Here is a 21639-nt window from a genome sequence, read left to right as displayed (position 1 = left end):
GAAGTGCATGACGCAAGTCACGGTGAAACAACTGGCCGATGAGGTCAAAACACCGGTAGAGCGCCTGTTGCAGCAGATGCGTGAGGCAGGTCTGCCGCACACCGCCGCCGAAGAAAATGTGACTGACAGTGAGAAGCAGTCCCTGCTGACTCACTTGAAAAGCAGCCACAAGGCGAAAGTGGAAGAACCACGCAAGATCACGCTGCAGCGTAAAACCACCAGCACCCTGCGTGTGGCTGGTAGCAAAAGCATCAGCGTAGAAGTTCGCAAAAAGAAAGTTTTCGTACAGCGCAGCCCGGAAGAAATCGAAGCCGAGCGCAAGCGTGAACTGGATGAGCGTCGCGCAGTAGAAAATGCTGCCCGTCAGAAGGCTGAAGAAGAAGCCAAGCAACGCGCCGAAGTAGAAGCGCGTAATCAGCCTGCTGCTGCGCAGAACGCTAACAGCGCTGCCGTTGCGGCGCCGGTTGCCGCTGCAGAACCTGTTCGCGAAAGCGCGCCGGTGGTTGCCGCTGCTCCAGCTCCGTCTGCTGACGTTCGCAACAAGCAGAACGAACAGCGCCGTCCTGACAAGCCACGTGCCGACGATAACAATCGTCGCAGCGGTGGCGGTGATGGCGAGCGCAAAAACGCTCCGCATCGCGCCTCGGTCAAGGAAAAAGCGCCAGCTCCACGTGTGGCGCCACGCACTACCGACGAAGAAAGCGATGGCTTCCGTCGCGGTGGTCGCGGCAAGGCCAAACTGAAGAAGCGCAACGCCCACGGTTTCCAGAGCCCAACCGGCCCTGTCGTGCGTGATGTGCAGATCGGCGAGACCATCACTGTTGGCGATCTCGCCAATCAGATGTCGGTCAAGGCTGCTGAAATCATCAAGTTCATGTTCAAACTGGGTACTCCAGCGACCATCAACCAGGTGCTTGATCAGGAAACTGCTCAACTGGTAGCCGAAGAACTGGGCCACAAAGTGACCCTGGTCAGCGACACCGCCCTGGAAGATTCCCTGGCCGAGTCCCTCAAGTTTGAAGGTGAGTCGTTCTCCCGTGCGCCAGTCGTGACCGTCATGGGCCACGTTGACCACGGTAAAACTTCCCTGCTCGACTACATCCGTCGTGCCAAGGTAGCTGCTGGCGAAGCCGGCGGTATCACCCAGCACATCGGTGCATACCACGTTGAAACCGAACGCGGCATGGTCACCTTCCTCGATACCCCGGGTCACGCCGCGTTTACCGCAATGCGTGCTCGTGGTGCCAAGGCGACCGACATCGTGATTCTGGTGGTTGCAGCGGACGACGGCGTGATGCCGCAGACCATTGAAGCGGTTCAGCACGCAGTAGCGGCTGGCGTTCCACTGGTTGTAGCAGTGAACAAAATCGACAAGCCGGGCGCCGATCTCGATCGCATCCGTAGCGAACTGTCGGTTCACGGCGTGACTTCCGAAGAATGGGGCGGTGATACGCCGTTCGTTCCGGTTTCGGCGAAAGTCGGTACTGGTGTCGACGAGCTGCTCGAAGCCGTTCTGCTGCAAGCTGAAGTTCTCGAACTGAAAGCGACCCCATCGGCTCCTGGCCGTGGTGTTGTGGTTGAATCGCGTCTCGACAAAGGTCGTGGCCCGGTGGCAACCGTTCTGGTTCAAGACGGTACCCTGCGCCAAGGCGACATGGTCCTGGTCGGTTCGAACTATGGTCGCGTTCGCGCCATGCTCGACGAGAACGGCAAGCCAATCAAAGAAGCCGGTCCTTCCATCCCTGTCGAGATCCTCGGCCTGGACGGTACTCCGGACGCTGGCGACGAGATGAGTGTGGTTGCCGACGAGAAGAAAGCCCGTGAAGTGGCTCTGTTCCGTCAAGGCAAGTTCCGCGAAGTCAAACTGGCTCGCGCTCACGCCGGCAAGCTGGAAAACATCTTCGAAAACATGGGTCAGGCCGAGAAGAAGACGCTCAACATCGTCCTCAAATCCGACGTCCGTGGTTCGCTGGAAGCGTTGAACGGTGCCTTGAATGGCCTGGGCAACGATGAAGTACAAGTGCGCGTAGTCGGCGGCGGTGTCGGTGGTATCACCGAGTCCGACGCTAACCTGGCACTGGCTTCCAACGCTGTACTGTTCGGCTTCAACGTGCGTGCCGATGCTGGCGCACGGAAGATCGTCGAGCAGGAAGGTCTGGATATGCGTTACTACAACGTGATCTACGACATCATCGAAGACGTCAAGAAAGCCCTGACCGGCATGCTCGGCAGCGATGTTCGCGAGAACATCCTGGGTGTGGCCGAAGTGCGTGACGTGTTCCGTTCGCCGAAGTTTGGCGCGATCGCTGGTTGCATGGTGATCGAAGGTGTTGTGCACCGTAACCGTCCGATCCGTGTACTGCGTGAAGACATCGTTATCTTCGAAGGCGAGCTGGAATCCCTGCGCCGCTTCAAGGATGACGCTTCCGAAGTACGTGCCGGCATGGAATGCGGTATCGGCGTGAAGAGCTACAACGACGTCAAAGTCGGCGACAAGATCGAAGTCTTCGAGAAGGTTCAGGTTGCTCGCAGCCTCTAACTCGCGCACTTCAGGAGCCGTGATGGGCTGCCGCACTCAAGGGTGTGGCGCATCACCCGGACTCTAAACGCAACGCCCGGTCTGGCTTTTGTCAGGCCGGGCGTTTGCCGCTTTCAGACCTGACGGGTTTCACCGCCGGGCAGTAACAGGTAACAAAATCATGGCAAAAGAATACAGCCGTACCCAACGTATCGGCGATCAGATGCAGCGCGAGCTGGCCCAACTGATCCGTCGTGAAGTCAAGGATCCACGCGTGGGTCTGGTCACCATTACCGCTGTGGAAGTCAGCCGTGACGTCGGTCACGCAAAGATTTTCATCACCGTGATGGGCCAGGACAACGCAGAAGACATCGCGCAAAGCATCAAGGTGCTCAATTCCGCTGCAGGCTTCCTGCGCATGCAATTGGCCCGTGAAATGAAACTGCGCAGCGTGCCGCAACTGCACTTCCACTACGACGAATCCGTCGTCCGTGGCGCGCACTTGTCGGCGCTGATCGAGCGTGCGGTTGCTGAAGACAATCAGCATCCGGTCGTTGCTGAACCTGAAGACACCAAGGAGTAATTCGGTGGCTCAGGTCAAACGTATCCGTCGTAACGTCAGCGGCATCATCCTGCTCGACAAGCCGTTGGGGTTCACCTCCAACGCTGCGTTGCAGAAGGTTCGCTGGTTGCTCAACGCCGAGAAGGCCGGCCACACCGGCAGTCTGGATCCGCTGGCCACCGGCGTCTTGCCGCTGTGCTTCGGTGAGGCCACCAAGTTCTCGCAATACCTGCTCGATTCGGACAAGGGTTATGAAACCCTGGCGCAACTGGGCAAGACCACCACCACGGCCGATGCCGAGGGAGAGGTTTTGCAGGAACGCCCAGTGACCGTTGGTCGCGCCGATGTCGAAGCGGCATTGCCGAAATTTCGTGGGCAAATCAGTCAGATACCGCCGATGTACTCGGCGCTCAAGCGTGATGGCCAGCCGCTGTACAAGCTGGCCCGTGCAGGCGAAGTAGTGGAGCGTGAACCGCGTTCTGTTACTATTGCGCGCTTGGAATTACTGGCCTTCGAAGGCGATACTGCGCGTCTTGCGGTGGATTGCAGCAAGGGCACCTATATTCGCACCCTGGTGGAGGATATCGGTGAGCAACTCGGTTGTGGTGCGTACGTCGCAGAATTGCGCCGTACCCAGGCCGGGCCTTTCACCCTGGCGCAGACCGTGACCCTCGAAGAGCTTGAAGCGGTACATGCCGAAGGCGGCAACGAAGCGGTCGACCGCTTCCTGATGCCATCGGACAGCGGCCTGCTGGATTGGCCGTTGCTGCACTTCTCGGAAGCGAGCGCGTTCTACTGGCTCAACGGCCAGCCAGTACGTGCCCCGGATGCTCCGAAGTTCGGCATGGTACGGGTACAGGATCACAATGGTCGCTTCATCGGTATCGGTGAAGTGAGCGAAGACGGGCGCATCGCGCCACGTCGTTTGATTCGGTCAGAATGACCGGAACCGGCCTGTGTAACAGCAGGTCGGCGAGTGTGGCTGTTAACAGGCACGGTCACGACTCATTTATAGATACAGGGATTTGTCCCTGGCCTGTTGAAGCTGTTTCCCTGAAACAGTTTCCTGATAAAAGGATTGCCTCATGGCTCTCGACGTTCAAGAAAAAGCTCAAATCGTTGCTGACTACCAGCAAGCTGTTGGTGACACTGGTTCGCCAGAAGTGCAAGTTGCACTGCTGACCCACAACATCAACAAACTGCAAGGTCACTTCAAGGCCAACGGTAAAGATCACCACTCCCGTCGTGGTCTGATCCGCATGGTAAACCAGCGTCGCAAGCTGCTGGACTACCTGAAAGGCAAGGACGTGAGCCGTTACAGCGCTCTGATCGCTCGCCTGGGTCTGCGTCGCTAATCAGCGATTGCGCTATGAGGTTGGTGGTCTGCCAGACGTCCGCGGTTTACCGCGGGCGCCTTGCAGGCTCCCAGCCTCAAGTTTTATCTGGATACATGTTTTACCCCGGACAAGGGTTGGGCCGATTCCCGACATTGCCCAAGAATTCGCAAGAAACCAGTTCCCCCAAGAGCCACAAAGAAGGTAGGACACCGTGAACCCGGTAATCAAAAAATTCCAGTTCGGTCAATCGACCGTTACCCTCGAGACTGGCCGTATCGCCCGTCAGGCCTCCGGCGCAGTATTGGTCACCGTTGACGACGACGTCAGCGTATTGGTGACTGTCGTCGGTGCAAAACAAGCCGATCCGGGCAAGGGCTTCTTCCCTCTGTCCGTTCACTACCAGGAAAAGACTTACGCTGCCGGTAAGATCCCTGGCGGTTTCTTCAAGCGTGAAGGCCGTCCTTCCGAGAAAGAAACCCTGACTTCCCGACTGATCGACCGTCCGATCCGTCCGCTGTTCCCAGAAGGCTTCATGAACGAAGTGCAGGTTGTCTGCACCGTCGTTTCCACCAGCAAGAAGACCGATCCGGACATCGCTGCGATGATCGGTACCTCGGCTGCCCTGGCCATTTCGGGCATCCCGTTCGACGGCCCGATCGGCGCCGCTCGCGTAGCGTTCCACGAAAGCACCGGCTACCTGCTGAACCCGACTTACGAGCAGCAAGCTGCTTCGAGCCTGGACATGGTCGTTGCCGGTACTTCCGACGCCGTACTGATGGTTGAATCGGAAGCCAAAGAGCTGACCGAAGACCAGATGCTGGGCGCTGTACTGTTCGCTCACGACGAGTTCCAGGTTGTCATCAACGCTGTGAAAGAACTGGCCGCTGAAGCTGCCAAGCCAACCTGGAACTGGGCTCCGGCTCCAGAAGCCACCGAACTGCTGGGCGCTATCCGTGCCGAGTTCGGCGACGCGATCTCCCAGGCTTACACCATCACCATCAAGGCCGACCGTTACGCTCGCCTGGGTGAGCTGAAGGATCAAGTCGTTGCCAAGCTGTCCGGTGAAGAAGGCCAGCCTTCGTCCAGCGAAGTCAAAGCCGCTTTCGGCGAAATCGAATACCGCACCGTTCGCGAAAACATCGTCAACGGCAAGCCACGTATCGACGGTCGCGACACCAAAACCGTACGTCCGCTGAACATCGAAGTCGGCGTTCTGCCGAAGACTCACGGTTCGGCGCTGTTCACCCGTGGTGAAACCCAGGCTCTGGTAGTCGCGACTTTGGGCACCGCCCGTGACGCACAGCTGCTGGACACCCTGGAAGGCGAGAAAAAAGACCCGTTCATGCTGCACTACAACTTCCCTCCGTTCTCGGTAGGTGAGTGTGGTCGCATGGGTGGCGCTGGTCGTCGTGAAATCGGTCACGGCCGTCTGGCCCGTCGTTCGGTTTCGGCCATGTTGCCAGCCGCTGACGTGTTCCCGTACACCATCCGTGTGGTTTCGGAAATCACCGAATCCAACGGTTCGAGCTCGATGGCTTCCGTTTGCGGCGCTTCCCTGGCCCTGATGGATGCTGGTGTGCCGATGAAGGCGCCAGTTGCCGGTATCGCCATGGGTCTGGTTAAAGAGGGCGAGAAATTCGCCGTCCTGACCGACATCCTCGGTGACGAAGACCACCTGGGCGACATGGACTTCAAAGTAGCCGGTACCGCCAAAGGCGTTACTGCGCTGCAGATGGACATCAAGATCAAGGGCATCACCGAAGAGATCATGGAAATCGCTCTGGGCCAAGCCCTGGAAGCGCGCCTGAACATCCTCGGTCAGATGAACCAGATCATCGGCCAGTCGCGTACCGAACTGTCGGCCAACGCTCCGACCATGATCGCGATGAAAATCGACACCGACAAGATCCGTGACGTTATCGGTAAAGGTGGCGCGACCATCCGTGCGATCTGCGAAGAAACCAAGGCTTCGATCGACATCGAAGACGACGGTTCGATCAAGATCTTCGGCGAAACCAAGGAAGCTGCAGAAGCTGCACGTCAGCGCGTTCTGGGTATCACCGCGGAAGCCGAGATCGGTAAGATCTACGTGGGCAAGGTTGAGCGCATCGTCGACTTCGGCGCATTCGTTAACATCCTGCCGGGCAAGGACGGTCTGGTGCACATCTCGATGCTGAGCGACGCTCGCGTAGAGAAAGTCACCGACATCCTGAAAGAAGGCCAGGAAGTGGAAGTGCTGGTACTGGACGTGGACAACCGCGGCCGTATCAAGCTGTCCATCAAAGACGTGGCAGCGGCCAAGGCTTCGGGCGTTTAATCACCCCAAAGCGTTAGCGCAGTAAAAATGCCCCGCCGTGAAAACGGCGGGGCATTTTTTTGTCTGCGAAATATCGAGACATTCTGCGAAGTTGCCGGACTTCAGAACCGGTGCTAGGTTTAGCCCACCGCCCGTGTAGCTCAGCCGGTAGAGCAGCGCACTCGTAACGCGAAGGTCGCAGGTTCGATTCCTGTCTCGGGCACCACCTCTTTTATTTCACCTTGCGGCTCAGATCCTCGACGGTACGTTTGAGCTGATCCATCGCCCGATCCTGATCGTTGATTTTCTGCTTCAGATTCGAAAGCTCGCTGCTGTTCGAGTTGGAACTGGAGCCACTGTTGCGCTTGAGGTCTTCTACCTGACGACCGAGCGTGTCCAGTTCACGGTCCTGGTCTTTGACCTTGTTTCTCAACTCATCGATTTCCTTGCCACTGGAGCTTGAGCTCGAACCGCTGCTGCGTTTGAGTTCTTCGATCTGCCGCGACTGGTCACTGATCGTGTCGCGCATTTTTTGCAGTTCATCGACGCTGATGTCACTTCTGATGACGACGTCTTTGCCGTAGTCGTTGTGAATCAGGGCAACCTTGTCGCCGTAGGAAGAGCTGCTACTGCTCAACTCGACAGCCATTGCGTTTGCAGGCAGCGCCAGAACAGCCATCAGCGCGGTAGCGGACACAACAGAGAAATTTTTCGAAAAGCTGCGCATCACTGGTTTTCCTTGTGAACAGCGGAGACGTGCCGAAGTGGCACATCGCTACGACTCGAAATCCGCATTTATGTTCCGCAGGTCAACTTTTTGTGCGAGAGATGTAAAGAGCCGTGTAATTCGTCATGCAAACGTCCTATATTCGGTGCCTGCATGAGCATCGCTTAGCAGTTTTCAGATGATCCCGAATGGTTCCGAAGGCCGGACAATCCGCGTCAGAGAGATCCTTGATGATCCAGATCCATCCTCCATTCTTACGATCAGCGAGAACGCCATGACCGAATTAACTCAAGAGCAACGTCACGAACAAGCGCTGGAAAAGTACAAACTCGACGCGCCGCAGCTGCTGGAAGAGATCAAGGACCTCAGTCCTGATGATCAGAAAGATCAGATCCAGTGGGCCTTCGAAGACGAAGCCGAAGCTCAGGGGCTGCAGCCGTGGGAGTTGACGCTCAAGTACACGAGCACGCCGGAGGAGTTCGAGGCGCAGCGCCTCGTGCTGCACAAAGAGGCGGCCGAAGTGCTGGGTGTCGAGTGGGACGAGTACTGCGAGATGAATAATCTGGTGGTCTGAAACAAAAACGCCAGCCTCAACCGGGCTGGCGTTTTTTATTGCGTGCAGTCTTCAGAGGCTGAGGCGCATCGACAGGTCGACCGCTTTGACGTCCTTGGTCATCGCGCCGATCGAGATGTAATCCACCCCGGTCTCGGCAATCGGCAGCAACGTGCTTTCGTTGATACCGCCGCTCGCTTCCAGCTTCGCCTTGCCGCCGTTCAGGCGCACGGCTTCGCGCATGTCATCCAGGCTCAGCTCGTCGAGCATGATGATGTCAGCGCCTGCCTCCAGCGCTTCTTTCAGCTCATCCAGGCTTTCCACTTCGACTTCCACCGGTTTGCCCGGCGCGATCTTGTGCGCGGCGGCAATGGCTTGTGGAATGCCACCGCTGGCAGCGATGTGGTTTTCCTTGATCAGGAACGCGTCGTACAGTCCGATGCGATGGTTGTGGCAGCCACCGCAGGTCACCGCGTATTTCTGCGCCAGACGCAGGCCTGGCAGGGTTTTGCGGGTGTCGAGCAGTTTGACCTGAGTCTCGGCAACGAAGTCGGCCAAATATTGCGCACGTGTGGCCACACCGGACAGCAGTTGCAGGAAATTCAGCGCACTGCGCTCACCGGTCAGCAGCGAACGGGCCGGACCTTCCAGGTGAAACAGCGGCTGATTGGGTTGCACCCGCTCGCCATCACGCACCTGCCAATGCACCGCGACGCGCGGATCTAGCTGACGAAACACTGTATCGACCCACGCAGTACCGCAGATAACGGCGGCATCGCGAGTGATGATGGTGGCTTTGGCCAGGCGTTCGGCCGGGATCAGTTGCGCGGTGATGTCGCCGCTGCCGATGTCTTCGAGCAACGCACGGCGCACGTTGGCTTCGATTTCGGCGGTCAAATCGGCGAGACGTAGATTCGGCATAACGGGCTCCACAAACAAAGTGGCTCGATTATAGGGGCATGGCGCGAGCCAACCCAAGGCGAGAACTCGCGTGCTTGCCTGCATCTGGTCGATTTTCTTTGAGCAAACCCCGCCCACGCGTGGTCACTGAGAGGGGATCGGGCATAGGGGAAACCCTGACGGGTATAGCGTCGGGAGCAAGTTATGAAGATAATCCGCCTTGCATTTGACGCCATGGCTTTGACGTCCAGATTGGACTTGTGGGAGCGAGCCTGCTCGCGAATGCATTCTTTTCAGTGACATTGATGTGGCTGACACACCGCCATCGCGAGCAGGCTCGCTCCCACAGGGGATCGGGGTTGCTTGACCGAACGAATCACCGTTTCAGGAGGCTTGGATGCACAACGACGGGAAAGTAGTGCCTTTGCACAAGGCCGCTACCGATCAGGCGAATCATTCGCCGCTCGCCCGCCTGCCTGTGATTCTGCTTCAGGTTCGCGACAAGGCTGCCCAGCAACTGCGACATGCTTTGCAGGAGCTGTTCGATAACGCCGACGACACCTTGTTTGAAATGGCTGATCGGGCGCGCAACGACGTCGAACAGAACATCTTCTTCGAAGCGATGCGCGACCTGCGCCTCAAGCGCAAAAACATCGAGCGTGGTTTTCTCGAGCAATTCTTTGAGGCGTTCGCCGCCCTCACGCAATACGATTCCACGCACAACGCGCTGCCGCGCACGCTGATCTTCGAAGAGACCGCGCCACGCACCGACGACATGGAGCGTAATGTCGCGGTGGAAACCATGGTGGGCCGTGTGCTCAAACGCGATGGATTCGCCCTCGATCAGTTGAGCGCACGATTGAGCGCGTTGCTCGGCCAGCCACTCGCCGATCAACACAACCCACTCGGCCCGGCCCTGCTGTGTGAGTATTTTTTGCAGGCCGGACGCAATCTGGGCGTAGAGATCAAGGTCAAGCTGATCCTGCTCAAACTGTTCGAGCGCTATGTGTTGGCCGACACCGAACAACTCTATGGTGAAGCCAATCAATTGTTACTGGCCACTGGCGTCTTGCCGCAGTTGAAACCGGCACCGACACGCCGCGCCATCGACCGCGCGGTGGCCAGCGTGCACAGTGAAGAGGGCGATGATCCGCAGCCCGCTGACGAAGGCGTGCAAGAAGTCTTCAGCGCGTTGCAGGAGTTGCTGTTGCATGTGCGCGGCAGTGTTGCCCCGACGCTGGAGCCCAGCGCCGCCGCGCAACCGATTTCCACCCGCGACCTGCTGCGCCTGCTCTCGCACCTGCAGCAATATGTGCCGGCGCTGGCTGCGCAGGACGACTTCGATCTGCGCAATCAGCTCGAACAACTGCTGACCCGGGTCAGCGTCAGAAGTGGCAAATCGCGGAGTGTGGGCGATGCGGACGAAGACGTGATCAACCTGATCGCCATGGTTTTTGACTGCATCCTTGAAGACCGTAATGTGCCCGATTCGCTCAAGGCCTTGATCGCCCGTTTGCAGATCCCGATGCTCAAGGTGGCGGTGCTCGACAAGAGTTTCTTCAGCCGCGGCAGCCACCCGGCGCGACGCCTGCTCAACGAAATTGCCGAGGCCGCCATGGGCTGGGGCGATTGCGACGGCGAAGCGCGTGACAGCTTGTACCTGCGCATCGAACAAGTGGTGCAGCGCCTGCTGACGGACTTTGTCGATGATCCGGCGATTTTCTCCGAATTGCTCGCCGACTTCCTCGCGTTCACCAGTGACGAGCGCCGCCGCAGCGAGCTGCTTGAACAGCGTTTGCGTGACGCCGAAGAGGGGCGAGCGAAAACCGAACTGGCCCGGCGTCGGGTCGAGCGGGCGTTGAATCAGGCACTGTTGGGCAAAACACTGCCGCCGTCGGTGGTCACCTTCGTACAGGACGCCTGGAGCAAAGTACTGCTGCTGACCTGCCTCAAGCATGGCGATCAGTCCGCTGAATGGCAGGCCGATGTGCAAACCATGGAGCAACTGATCTGGAGCGTGCAGCGTCATGAGGACTCTGAGTCCAGCCTGCGTTTGCTGGCGCTGGTGCCGGGGTTGCTCAAGTCGCTGCGTGATGGCCTGACCAGTTCGGCGTTCGATCCGTTCGCCACCAGCGAATTTTTCAGTGAGCTGGAAGCCCTTCACGTGCGCGTGCTGGAGCGTCCCGTCGAGGTCGATCACGCTGCGCCAATGATCGAGGTGTCGCAACAGATCGTGTTGCCCACCGCCGATGACAGCAGTCTCGCGCTGACCTCGGTACGCTTGCCCCACGACGCCGCCGGTCTGCGCCAGGTCGAGCAACTGCGCCTGGGCAGTTGGGTGGCGTTTCAGGAAGACGATGACAACAGCCTACGCTGCAAGCTGGCGGCCATTATCGATGCCACCGGCAAGTATGTCTTTGTCGATCGCACCGGGATGAAAGTGCTGGAGCGCAGCCGAATGGCGCTGGCCGTGGAATTCCAGCGTGGCGCAGTGCGTGCGCTGGATGACACGTTGTTGTTCGACCGTGCGCTGGAGTCGGTGCTGGGCAATCTGCGGCGACTCAATCGCGCCAAGTGATCGCGCGCCGGGGGCCGATCACGGCATACTGGGCGCTCACACAGTCGGCGTTGAAGGAATCGGTATGCAGTTGGATCCCGCTAGCGGGTGGTGTCACGGGGTGCAAGTCTGCCCATCGCCCAACTTCAATGAACGCCCTGCGGGCGAAATTTCCCTGTTGGTGATCCATAACATCAGCCTGCCGCCAGCGCAGTTCGCCACCGGCAAGGTGCAGGAATTTTTCCAGAATCGTCTGGATGTCACTGAACATCCCTACTTTGCAGGGATTGCCGACCTGCGCGTTTCAGCGCACTTTCTGATCGAACGTGACGGCAAGGTCACCCAGTTTGTCTCCTGTCTTGAGCGGGCATGGCATGCCGGCGTGTCGATTTTCGACGGCCGCGAAACCTGTAATGATTTTTCCGTGGGCATTGAGCTTGAAGGCACCGATGATCTGCCGTTCACCGATGCGCAGTATCAAGCGTTGACGGCGTTGACCCGCCAGTTGCAAAGAGCATTTCCGGCCATCACCGGCGCCCGCATTTGTGGGCACAGCGACATAGCACCCGGGCGTAAGACCGATCCTGGCCCGGCATTCGACTGGGCGCGTTACCGCGCAGCCCTGGCACAAGAGGAAGGACAATGAGTTTTCTGGTGTTACTGCTGGCGGTCTGGATCGAGAAGTTCTCGGCCCTGCGCCATCGGGTTCAACGCGATGGCGGATGGATCCGCGAACTGCACAAACTCGAAGCCAGCGAGCGGCTGGCGAGTAAGCCCTGGCTGGTGCTGACGATACTGGTGCTGTTTCCGCTGGCGTTGCTGGCGCTGTTGCTGGTGGTGCTGGAGCCGGTGGCTTATGGCCTGCTGGCCTTGCCGGTGCATTTGCTGGTGGTGATTTACAGCCTGGGACGCGGTGATTTGCTCGGCGGTCTCGGGCCGTTTCGCGATGCCTGGCGCCGTGAGGATCTGCAAGCCGCGGCGCATGTGGCCAAGCGTGATCTGGATATCTGCGCCGACAGCGGTGAGCAATTGCTCGATCGCGTACAAGGCCACTTGCTGTGGGAAGCCTATCAAAGCTTCTTCGCGGTGATTTTCTGGTATTTCCTGCTCGGCCCGGTCGCGGCGCTCGCTTATCGTTTGTTGGCGCTGGCCGAAGAACACGGCAAGAATCCAGCATTGGTCGAACGCGCGGGGCAACTGCGTCATGCCTTTGACTGGGTGCCAGTGCGTTTGCTGGCGGCGAGTCTGGCGCTGGTCGGCAACTTCGTTGCGGTCAGTCGGGTGATGCTGCATGAGCTGCTCAACTGGAACATCAGCGCTGCCCAGTTGATCAACCGGGTCGGTTTGGCGGCGGGGGAGATTCCACCTCCCGTGGTCGGACCTGAAGGCATCAACACCCTCGATTGCCTGTGGGAACTGCTGCTGCGTGCGGCGGTGCTGTGGTATGCCGGGTTTGCCTTGTGGACCGTTCTGGTTCACTGATCAATCGGGCTGAGGGAGCAAATCCCTCGGCCCTACTCGTCGTTAACCTTAAGTTACAAAACCTCCCGTCGATTTGAGCTATACAGAGATGGCGCTCGATAGTGGCTATCTGCTGTCGCCCCGCGCCTGCCAATAAAAACAAGAAAAACCAAGGGAGACTTCCAGTGAAGAGCTTGCTCTATCCCGCCGTCTCGCTGATGAACCGTCTGAGCTTCGGCATGAAGTTCAGCCTGATCAGCGTGCTGTTCCTGGTGCCGATGCTGGTGACCAATTTCTATCTGGTGCGCGATTCCTATCGTGAGTTCCAGGGCACCCGCGTCGAGCTGCAAAGCCTCGATCTGCTGGGCAGCAGCCTGACGTTGCGTCGGGATCTGGAAACCCTCAACAACCTGGTGCAGATCAATGTCACCCTCGGCCAGTCCGGCAAGGCCGGGAATGTCGAGTCGCAGATCACCGCCCTCGAACAAGCGGTTCTGGCGCGCCTGCAAGGGCTGACGGCGATGACCGACGATCCCGAACAGATCAAGGTATTCGACGGCAAGCGCGATGAGATGATCGCTGCATTCAAGGCCCAGCATGTGGAAAGCTCACTGCAGAGCAAAAGCGCGCTGATTGGCAAATTACTCGCCAGTGCGCAGATCTTCAGCCAGATCATCACCAGTCAGGCCGGCTTGAGCCGCGATAACCAGAGTGACATTCGCCAACTCAGCGAACTGGTGACATTGATCACCCCAAGCGTCACGCAAACCCTCGGCGAAGGCCGGGCGATGGGCTCGTATTCGCTGGGGCAGGGCTTTCTCAACAGTTCGTCGAGCACGCGTTTCGATGAATTGCTGGTGCAGATCGAAAAACTGCAGGCCGAATACGGCTTGAAACTGCACGATGCACTCGGCTCCAGCAAAGCTGCGCAGGAACACCTCAACGCGGCGGCCGAGAGCAGCAAGGCCTCACTCAAACAGGCCAGCGAACTGTTCGAAGAGCAAGTGGTAATGGCTGACACGCTCGATGCACCATGGCTGGCGTTTTACGACCAGGTCACCGCGCTGATGGACAAGACTTACCAGCTCAACGAAGCCACTCTGAAATTTCTCGACACTCAATTGCAGCAACGTCTGGCGCAAAACCGTACGCACATGGTCTTGCAGGCCGTGGCGCTGTCGGTGGTGTTTGTGCTGATTTTCTATCTCTACGGCGGTTTTTATGCCTCGACCCGCACCACGCTGAAACGCCTGGGAGCGATGATGGACAAGGTCGCGGCTGGCGACATGACGGTCAATTTCAAAGCCAACAGCCGCGATGAACTGGGCGAGTTGGGCGAAGTGTTCAACGGCACGGTGCGCAAGATTCACGACTTGATCGAGCGCGTGGGGCAGACCGTCGGCGAGGTCGAACGTCAGGCCGGGCAGGTTGAAAATGTCTCGGCGCAAAGCAACCAGGCGGTCGCCGGGCAGCGCACACAGATCGAACAAGTGGCGACGGCAATGAACCAGATGTCGGCCACCTCACTGGAGGTGGCGCGCAGTGCGGCGGCAGCGGTGAGCAGCGCCCACAGCGTGAATGACGAGACCATCAGTGGTCGTGGCCTGGTCAAGTCGCAGCAGGGCAGCATTGCTGCGCTGGCCAGCGAAATCGATCAGTCGGTGCTGGTGATTAATCACTTGGCCAGTGATAGTCAGTCGATCAGTCGCGTGCTGGAAGTGATCAAAAGCATCGCCGAACAAACCAACCTGCTGGCACTCAATGCTGCGATCGAAGCGGCGCGGGCCGGCGAGCAAGGGCGTGGTTTTGCGGTGGTCGCAGACGAGGTGCGCACGCTGGCCAAGCGCACCCAGCAATCGACCGAAGAAATCGAACAGATGATCGCCAAGTTGCACGGCGGCGTCGGCGCAGCGGTGAAAGCCATGGGCGTCAGCCATCAAATGGCCAACGGCACGGTCGGGCAGTCGGAAAAGGTCCAGCAGGCGCTGGAAAACATCCTCGGCGCAGTCGGCATGATCGTCGATCAGAACCAGCAGATTGCTGCGGCGGTGGAACAGCAAACGGCGGTGGCGCATGACATCGATCAGAACATCGTCGAGATCAACCGCGCCGGCGAGCGCACGGCGCACGGCGCACACCAGACCGAAGATGCCAGCCGCGCGCTGTCTGCCCAAGTCGTGGAACTCAAACAACTGATCAGCGCGTTCCGCGTCTGAGTCGTTGTGGGAGCGAGCCTGCTCGCGAATGCAATCTGTCAGTGACATCGCTGTCACCTGACAGTCCGCATTCGCGAGCAGGCTCGCTCCCACAGGGTTTCGCGTTTTATCAGAATTTTTTGTAGTACTTTTTCACTTCAACTCGTAAGCCCAATCCTGTTTTTCTCCGTGCTCTGGCTTTTCCCTATCAATGAACCAGTATCCATATTCATCTGATCGCGTACCGGAGGCCGCTCATGTCTGTTGCAACCCTGGGAATCCAGGGCCGTTGTGCTCATTGCCAGACCACGCTGGTACTCAAGCCCTGGCAGCTCAATGCCATCTCGATCAATGAGCCATTCACCTGCGAGCATTGCCAGAAAACCCTGGAGTTGCGCTGCCCGCAACAGATCAAACGCTTCAAGTCGCTCGATTCACTGGCGTTGCTGCGCTTCAGCGCGTCGGTCACGGTGTGCACTGCGCTGTTGGTGGCGTTGGTGATGGAATGGGTGGGGCTGCTCAGCGTCACTGAGCAACTGAACGCGTCACTGATCACGATCTTCGTGTATTTCGTGGTGGTGCGTTATGCGCGCCATCGTCAGCACCTGACGCTGACACTGGATGCCGCCAAGGCACACGCCGACTGATTACCAGCCGAACACTTCGCAACTGTTGGCGGTGCTGGCGGCGGCCAGTTGTTGTGGGGTGATATTCATCAATGCCGCCAACGCCGCGCAGATTGCCGGCAAGTGCGCCGGGCTGTTGCGCTGGCCGGGAAACATCGCGGGCGGCATGTCCGGTGAGTCGGTTTCCAGCACGATCGACTCCAGCGGCAGTTCCGCCAGCACGCGATGCATGCGCAAGGCTTGCGGCCAGGTCGGTGCGCCGCCCAGGCCCAGTTTGAAACCGAGTTTGATGTATTCCCGTGCTTCTTCGCGGCTGCCGGCGAAAGCGTGGGTGATCCCTGCGCGTTTCAGTTTGAAGCGCTTAAGCGTCGCAATAACTGCTGCGTGGCTGCGCCGCACATGGATCAGCGCCGGCAATTCAAAATCCGCCGCCAATTGCAGTTGCGCTTCGAACAGTGCCTGTTGCCGTTCGCGGTCCAGCGTTTCGACGAAGTAATCCAGACCGATTTCGCCCACCGCGCACAACTGCCGATGACCGTGCAGCCGGGTCAGCCAATCACCCAGAGCCGTCAGATCTTCGGGACGATGCTGATCGAGATACACCGGGTGCAAACCGAATGCCGCGTACAGATCCGCATCGCTCTGCACCAGATCCCAGACCCGCTGCCAGTTACCTTCATAGACGCCCAGCACCACCATTCGCCGCACCCCGAGGGCGCGGCATTCGGCGAGCAACGCCGGGCGATCGGCGTCGAAGTCGGGGAAATCGAGGTGAGTGTGGCTGTCGATCAGCTCCACGGTTCAGTCCTGATGAATACGCTGCTTGAAGGTCCGCGCGATGGCCTGCACGCCAGGCTTGTACTCCGACTGCTCGACAGCGGCCAACGCCAGTTCCAGCGCCTTGTCGGCGATCAACTGGTGTTGTTGGGCCATGGCGTTGACCGGCAGCGGCAGGAAATCCAGCAACTGCGTATCGCCGAAGGTGCCGAGGCGCAGCGGCCGCGATTTCAGCGGGAAGTCATGCAGCGCATCGAACACGCCCTGCAACAGCACGTAGGAAGTTGTCACCAGCGCGTCGGGCAAATGCCCCAGGCGTTGCAGGAGTTCTTCCATCAATTGCTTGCCGCATTCGCGGCTGAAGGACTCGGCGTGTTCGACCAGCACTTCGCCTTTGAAGTCGATCAAGGCTTGCTTGAAACCGGCGGCACGTTCCTGGCTGATGCTCAGTTCCGGGCGCGCGCCGAGCAGTACGATCTGCTTGGGTTGTGGATCGAGCAGGCTCTGGGTCAGGTGCAGACTGGCCTCGCGGTCGTCACTGATCACCGAGCAGAAATGCTCCGGCTCCATGACCCGGTCGATGGCAATGATCGGCAGGCCTTTGGCTTGTAACTGGCGATAGCTGTCATCGCCGGCCGGCAGGCAACTGGCGACGATCAGCGCATCGCAACGCCGTGCGCGGAACAGTTGCAGCAGTTGCCGCTCGCTGTCCGGTGCATCGTCGGAGCTGGCGATCAGCAATTGATAGCCGCGCGCCCGCGCACCTTGCTCGAGCAGTTTGGCGATCCGCGCGTAACTGGGGTTTTCCAGATCCGGCAGAATAAAGCCCAGCGTGCGCGTGTGCCGACTGCGCAGCCCGGCCGCTTGAGGGTTTGGCGTGAAGCCGTGCAGATCGACCACCGCCCGCACCCGCTCGACGGTCGCGGTGCTGATGCGTTGCTGTTCGGCCTTGCCGTTGATGACGTAGCTGGCGGTGGTCACGGACACTCCGGCCAACCGCGCGATATCACTGAGTTTCAACCCGGTATTTCCTTGTTTTTTCGAGCTTGCCGCGACATTTTCGCCAATCCTACCCGATTAGGGCAGGCGACTATTGTCGCAGCGCATCCGACAAGTTGGACTTCAAGGATGGGACATTATCGAGTAACGTGCCGATCAATCTAGATTAAACGTTTCAGCAAGCGTATTTTCTACGTTTTAGACGCCTTTGGCCGGTGCTGCCGTGAAACCGCCAAAACTGCCGCCGAAAAGCAAAGCGGCAGAGCGCCTAAGCTGCAACCATCCAAAACAATACCTGGCACTCATACAGCGCCAAAAAGGAGATCGCATGCTCGAGCTCACTATAGAGCAGATATCCATGGGCCAATCGGCTGTGGATAAACCCGCTGCCTTGCAATTGCTGGCCAATCATCTGGTGGCCGATGGTCTGGTCGCCGACGGCTACCTCGCCGGATTGCAGGCCCGGGAAGCCCAGGGCTCGACCTTTCTCGGTCAAGGTATTGCCATTCCCCACGGAACGCCGGAAACCCGCGATCAGGTGTTCGCCACTGGTGTGCGCCTGATGCAGTTCCCGGAAGGCGTGGATTGGGGCGATGGTCAGATCGTTTATCTGGCGATTGGCATCGCCGCCAAATCCGATGAACACCTGCGTCTGCTGCAACTGCTGACCCGTGCCCTCGGCGAGACCGATCTGGGCCAGGCGCTGCGTCGCGCCAGTTCTCCGCAAGCGCTGCTGAAACTGCTGCAAGGCGCGCCGCAAGAACTGGCGCTGGATGCACAGATGATCGGCCTCGGCGTGTCGGCCGATGATTTCGAAGAATTGGTCTGGCGCGGTGCGCGTCTGCTGCGTCAGGCCGATTGCGTGAGCAATGGTTTCTCGGCGGTGCTGCAACAGGTCGAAGCGCTGCCGTTGGGCGACGGCTTGTGGTGGTTGCACAGTGAGCAAACCGTGAAGCGTCCGGGTTTGGCTTTCGTGACGCCGGACAAACCGATGCGCTACCTCGGTCAGCCGCTCAGTGGTCTGTTCTGTCTGGCCAGCCTTGGCGAAGCGCATCAGGCGTTGCTCGAGCGTCTTTGTGCGTTGCTGATTGAAGGTCGTGGCCATGAACTGGGCCGCGCTACCAGCAGCCGTAAAGTCCTCGAAGTGCTCGGCGGTGAATTGCCCGCCGACTGGCCAAGCGCACGCATTGCGCTGGCCAACGCTCACGGCTTGCACGCGCGCCCGGCGAAGATCCTCGCGCAACTGGCGAAAAGTTTTGACGGCGAAATTCGTGTGCGCATCGTTGACGGTCAGGACAGCGCAGTGTCGGTGAAGAGTCTGAGCAAACTGCTCAGCCTCGGCGCCCGTCGTGGTCAGGTGCTGGAGCTGATCGCCGAACCAAGTATCGCCGCTGATGCCTTGCCGGCCTTGCTCGCCGCCATCGAAGAAGGCCTTGGTGAGGAAGTCGAACCGCTGCCAGCGGTGAGTCAGCAGCACGAAGTCATCGCCGACATCGCCGAAGTCGTTGTCGCCCCGGCGTCCGGCAGCCAGTTGCAAGCGATCCCGGCGGCCCCTGGCATTGCCATCGGCCCGGCACATATTCAAGTGCAACAGGCCATCGATTATCCGCTGCGCGGTGAGTCTGCCGCCGTTGAGCGCGAACGTCTCAAGCAAGCGCTCAGCGATGTGCGCAGCGACATTCAGGGCTTGATTGAACGCAGCAAAGCCAAAGCCATCCGCGAGATCTTCATCACCCATCAGGAGATGCTCGACGACCCGGAACTCACCGACGAAGTCGACACCCGCCTCAAACAAGGCGAAAGCGCAGAAGCGGCGTGGATGGCGGTGATAGAAGCCGCGGCCAAACAACAGGAATCGCTGCAGGACGCTTTGCTCGCCGAACGCGCAGCTGACTTGCGTGATATTGGCCGCCGCGTGCTGGCGCAACTTTGCGGAATTCAAACGCCGAGCGAGCCTGAGCAGCCGTACATCCTGGTGATGGACGAAGTCGGCCCGTCCGACGTCGCGCGTCTGGATCCGGCGCGTGTGGCAGGGATTCTCACCGCCCGCGGCGGCGCCACGGCGCACAGCGCCATCGTCGCCCGAGCTCTCGGCATTCCGGCGCTGGTCGGTGCTGGCGCGGCAGTGTTGCTGTTGCAACCGGGCACACCGTTGCTGCTCGACGGTCAACGTGGTCGCCTGCACGTCGATGCCGATGCTGCGACGCTGCGGCGCGCCGCTGAAGAACGCGATACCCGCGAACAACGGCTGAAGATTGCCGCCGAACAACGTCATCAACCGGCACACACCACCGACGGTCACGCCGTCGAAGTCTTTGCCAACATCGGCGAAAGCGCCGGCGTGATCAGTGCAGTGGAGCAGGGCGCCGAGGGTATCGGTCTGCTGCGCACCGAACTGATTTTCATGGCCCATCCGCAAGCGCCGGACGAAGCCACGCAAGAAGCCGAATACCGCCGCGTCCTCGATGGCCTCGCCGGGCGTCCGCTGGTGGTGCGCACGCTAGACGTCGGCGGCGACAAACCGCTGCCGTATTGGCCGATCGCCAAAGAAGAAAACCCGTTCCTCGGCGTGCGCGGCATTCGCCTGACCTTGCAGCGTCCGCAGATCATGGAAGCGCAATTGCGCGCCTTGTTGCGTGCGGCGGACAACCGTCCGTTGCGGATCATGTTCCCCATGGTTGGCAGCGTCGAAGAATGGCGTCAGGCCCGCGACATGACCGAACGTCTGCGTCTGGAAATTCCGGTCGCCGATCTGCAACTGGGGATCATGATCGAAGTGCCGTCCGCCGCTTTGCTTGCGCCGGTGCTGGCCAAGGAAGTCGACTTCTTCAGCGTCGGCACTAACGATCTCACGCAATACACCCTGGCCATCGACCGTGGCCACCCGACCCTGTCGGCGCAGGCCGACGGCTTGCACCCGGCGGTACTGCAACTGATCGACATCACCGTGCGCGCCGCACATGCCCATGGCAAATGGGTCGGCGTTTGCGGTGAACTGGCGGCAGATCCGTTGGCGGTGCCGGTGCTGGTCGGCCTCGGTGTCGATGAACTCAGCGTGTCCGGGCGCAGCATTGCCGAAGTGAAAGCACGCATCCGCGAACTCAGCCTGACTCAGGCACAAACCCTTGCTCAACACGCCCTGGCCGTGGGCAGCGCCAACGAAGTGCGCGCATTAGTGGAGGCCCTGTAATGGCCAAGATTCTTACCCTGACCCTCAACCCGGCGCTCGACCTCACCGTCGAGTTGCCACGTCTGGAGGCCGGTCAGGTCAATCGCAGCGACGAGATGCACACCCACGCCGCCGGCAAAGGCGTGAACGTCGCGCAAGTGCTGGCCGACCTCGGCCATCAACTGACGGTCAGCGGGTTTCTCGGTGAAGACAACCTGCAAGCGTTCGAAACCCTGTTCGCCAAACGCGGTTTTGTCGACGCATTTATCCGTGTGCCGGGCGAGACGCGCAGCAACATCAAAGTCGCTGAACAGGATGGGCGCATCACCGACATCAATGGCCCGGGGCCGGTGGTTGATGCCGCCGCGCAGCAGGCGTTGCTCGATCGTCTGGTGCAGATTGCACCGGGTCACGACGCGGTGGTGGTCGCCGGCAGTTTGCCGCGCGGCGTCACCGCGCAGTGGTTGCGTGAGCTGATCGAACGGCTCAATCAGTTGGGCCTGAAAGTCGCCCTCGATTCCAGCGGCGAAGCTTTGCGCGCAGGGTTGCAAGCCAGTCCGTGGCTGATCAAACCGAACACCGAAGAACTCGCCGATGCACTCGGTTGCGAGGTGGTTTCGCACGCGGCTGAGGCACAGGCAGCGGCACGTTTGCATGCGCAAGGCATCGAGCACGTGGTGATTTCCCACGGCGCCGACGGAGTGAACTGGTTCAGCGTCGGTTCGGCACTGCACGCAACGCCACCGAAGGTCAGCGTCGCCAGCACGGTCGGTGCCGGTGATTCGTTGCTGGCCGGCATGCTTCACGGTTTGCTCAGTGCTGATACACCGGAGCAAACCCTGCGCACGGCCACGGCGATTGCCGCGCTGGCCGTCACGCAGATCGGATTCGGCATCGACGACGCGGCGCAACTGACGCCGCTCGAACAGGGCGTGCGCGTGCGTCCCCTGACAGAACAATAA

17 protein-coding genes and 1 tRNA gene are annotated in these 21639 nt (G+C 59.6%); 14 read left to right on the top strand and 4 right to left on the bottom strand.

Features of this window, described 5'->3' with window-relative positions; translation table 11 throughout:
- Window positions 1-7: 7 nt before the first annotated feature.
- From infB to A8O26_RS19705, 6 genes are all read left to right on the top strand, one after another.
- A complete protein-coding gene (infB, locus tag A8O26_RS19730) occupies window positions 8-2539 on the top strand; it encodes a translation initiation factor IF-2 (RefSeq protein WP_064119461.1) in 2532 nt (843 codons plus the stop codon).
- A 160-nt stretch (window positions 2540-2699) separates the two neighbouring features.
- Window positions 2700-3101 (top strand): 30S ribosome-binding factor RbfA, encoded by a 402-nt coding sequence (gene rbfA, locus A8O26_RS19725; protein WP_016986495.1) that lies wholly within the window; start codon window positions 2700-2702, stop codon window positions 3099-3101.
- A 4-nt stretch (window positions 3102-3105) separates the two neighbouring features.
- The gene (truB, locus tag A8O26_RS19720; protein WP_034154423.1) at window positions 3106-4023 is read left to right on the top strand and encodes a tRNA pseudouridine(55) synthase TruB; all 918 of its coding nucleotides are present in this window, start codon (window positions 3106-3108) and stop codon (window positions 4021-4023) included.
- 142 nt (window positions 4024-4165) lie between these two features.
- Window positions 4166-4435, top strand: coding sequence for a 30S ribosomal protein S15 (rpsO, locus tag A8O26_RS19715; protein WP_003197723.1), 270 nt, complete (start codon window positions 4166-4168; stop codon window positions 4433-4435).
- Window positions 4436-4628: 193 nt separating this feature from the next.
- Window positions 4629-6734, top strand: a complete 2106-nt coding sequence (pnp, locus tag A8O26_RS19710; RefSeq protein WP_008088348.1) for a polyribonucleotide nucleotidyltransferase — start codon at window positions 4629-4631, stop codon at window positions 6732-6734.
- A 129-nt stretch (window positions 6735-6863) separates the two neighbouring features.
- Window positions 6864-6939, top strand: a tRNA-Thr gene (locus A8O26_RS19705).
- Window positions 6940-6945: 6 nt separating this feature from the next.
- On the opposite strand, the gene A8O26_RS19700 is transcribed toward A8O26_RS19705, so the two are convergent.
- On the bottom strand, window positions 6946-7440 hold the full coding sequence (locus A8O26_RS19700) for a hypothetical protein (RefSeq protein WP_064119460.1): 495 nt from the start codon (window positions 7438-7440) through the stop codon (window positions 6946-6948).
- A gap of 274 nt (window positions 7441-7714) precedes the next feature.
- Here A8O26_RS19700 and A8O26_RS19695 point away from each other — a divergent pair, with 274 nt between their 5' ends.
- Complete coding sequence (locus A8O26_RS19695) at window positions 7715-8014, top strand: DUF6388 family protein (RefSeq protein WP_064119459.1); 300 nt, start codon at window positions 7715-7717, stop codon at window positions 8012-8014.
- 51 nt (window positions 8015-8065) lie between these two features.
- On the opposite strand, the gene nadC is transcribed toward A8O26_RS19695, so the two are convergent.
- Complete coding sequence (gene nadC / locus A8O26_RS19690) at window positions 8066-8914, bottom strand: carboxylating nicotinate-nucleotide diphosphorylase (protein WP_064119458.1); 849 nt, start codon at window positions 8912-8914, stop codon at window positions 8066-8068.
- A 376-nt stretch (window positions 8915-9290) separates the two neighbouring features.
- On the opposite strand from nadC, the gene A8O26_RS19685 reads away from it, so the two are divergent.
- From A8O26_RS19685 to A8O26_RS19665, 5 genes are all read left to right on the top strand, one after another.
- A complete protein-coding gene (locus A8O26_RS19685; RefSeq protein ID WP_064119457.1) occupies window positions 9291-11471 on the top strand; it encodes a DUF1631 domain-containing protein in 2181 nt (726 codons plus the stop codon).
- Window positions 11472-11535: 64 nt separating this feature from the next.
- Window positions 11536-12096, top strand: a complete 561-nt coding sequence (ampD, locus tag A8O26_RS19680; protein ID WP_064119456.1) for a 1,6-anhydro-N-acetylmuramyl-L-alanine amidase AmpD — start codon at window positions 11536-11538, stop codon at window positions 12094-12096.
- A complete protein-coding gene (gene ampE / locus A8O26_RS19675) occupies window positions 12093-12932 on the top strand; it encodes a regulatory signaling modulator protein AmpE (protein WP_064119455.1) in 840 nt (279 codons plus the stop codon). Before ampD ends, ampE begins: the two co-directional genes overlap by 4 nt.
- A gap of 164 nt (window positions 12933-13096) precedes the next feature.
- Window positions 13097-15127: a methyl-accepting chemotaxis protein gene (locus tag A8O26_RS19670; RefSeq protein ID WP_064119454.1), complete on the top strand. Its 2031-nt coding sequence runs from the start codon at window positions 13097-13099 to the stop codon at window positions 15125-15127.
- A 236-nt stretch (window positions 15128-15363) separates the two neighbouring features.
- The gene (locus tag A8O26_RS19665; RefSeq protein ID WP_064119453.1) at window positions 15364-15753 is read left to right on the top strand and encodes a hypothetical protein; all 390 of its coding nucleotides are present in this window, start codon (window positions 15364-15366) and stop codon (window positions 15751-15753) included.
- Here the strand turns inward: A8O26_RS19665 and A8O26_RS19660 are convergent, their stop codons facing one another.
- On the bottom strand, window positions 15754-16530 hold the full coding sequence (locus tag A8O26_RS19660) for a TatD family hydrolase (protein WP_064119452.1): 777 nt from the start codon (window positions 16528-16530) through the stop codon (window positions 15754-15756). It lies immediately after the preceding gene.
- A gap of 3 nt (window positions 16531-16533) precedes the next feature.
- Window positions 16534-17529: a catabolite repressor/activator gene (gene cra / locus A8O26_RS19655; protein WP_064119451.1), complete on the bottom strand. Its 996-nt coding sequence runs from the start codon at window positions 17527-17529 to the stop codon at window positions 16534-16536.
- A 307-nt stretch (window positions 17530-17836) separates the two neighbouring features.
- Between cra and ptsP the strand changes: the two genes are divergently transcribed.
- Both ptsP and pfkB read left to right on the top strand, forming a co-directional pair.
- Window positions 17837-20698, top strand: a complete 2862-nt coding sequence (gene ptsP / locus A8O26_RS19650) for a phosphoenolpyruvate--protein phosphotransferase (protein ID WP_064119450.1) — start codon at window positions 17837-17839, stop codon at window positions 20696-20698.
- Window positions 20698-21639, top strand: coding sequence for a 1-phosphofructokinase (gene pfkB, locus A8O26_RS19645; protein WP_064119449.1), 942 nt, complete (start codon window positions 20698-20700; stop codon window positions 21637-21639). Before ptsP ends, pfkB begins: the two co-directional genes overlap by 1 nt.

The sequence above is a fragment of the Pseudomonas fluorescens genome, assembly GCF_001648775.1.
Classification (GTDB): domain Bacteria; phylum Pseudomonadota; class Gammaproteobacteria; order Pseudomonadales; family Pseudomonadaceae; genus Aquipseudomonas; species Aquipseudomonas fluorescens_M.
Note: the sequence above shows the minus strand (reverse complement) of the source record. Positions and strands in the feature narration are given on the sequence as shown.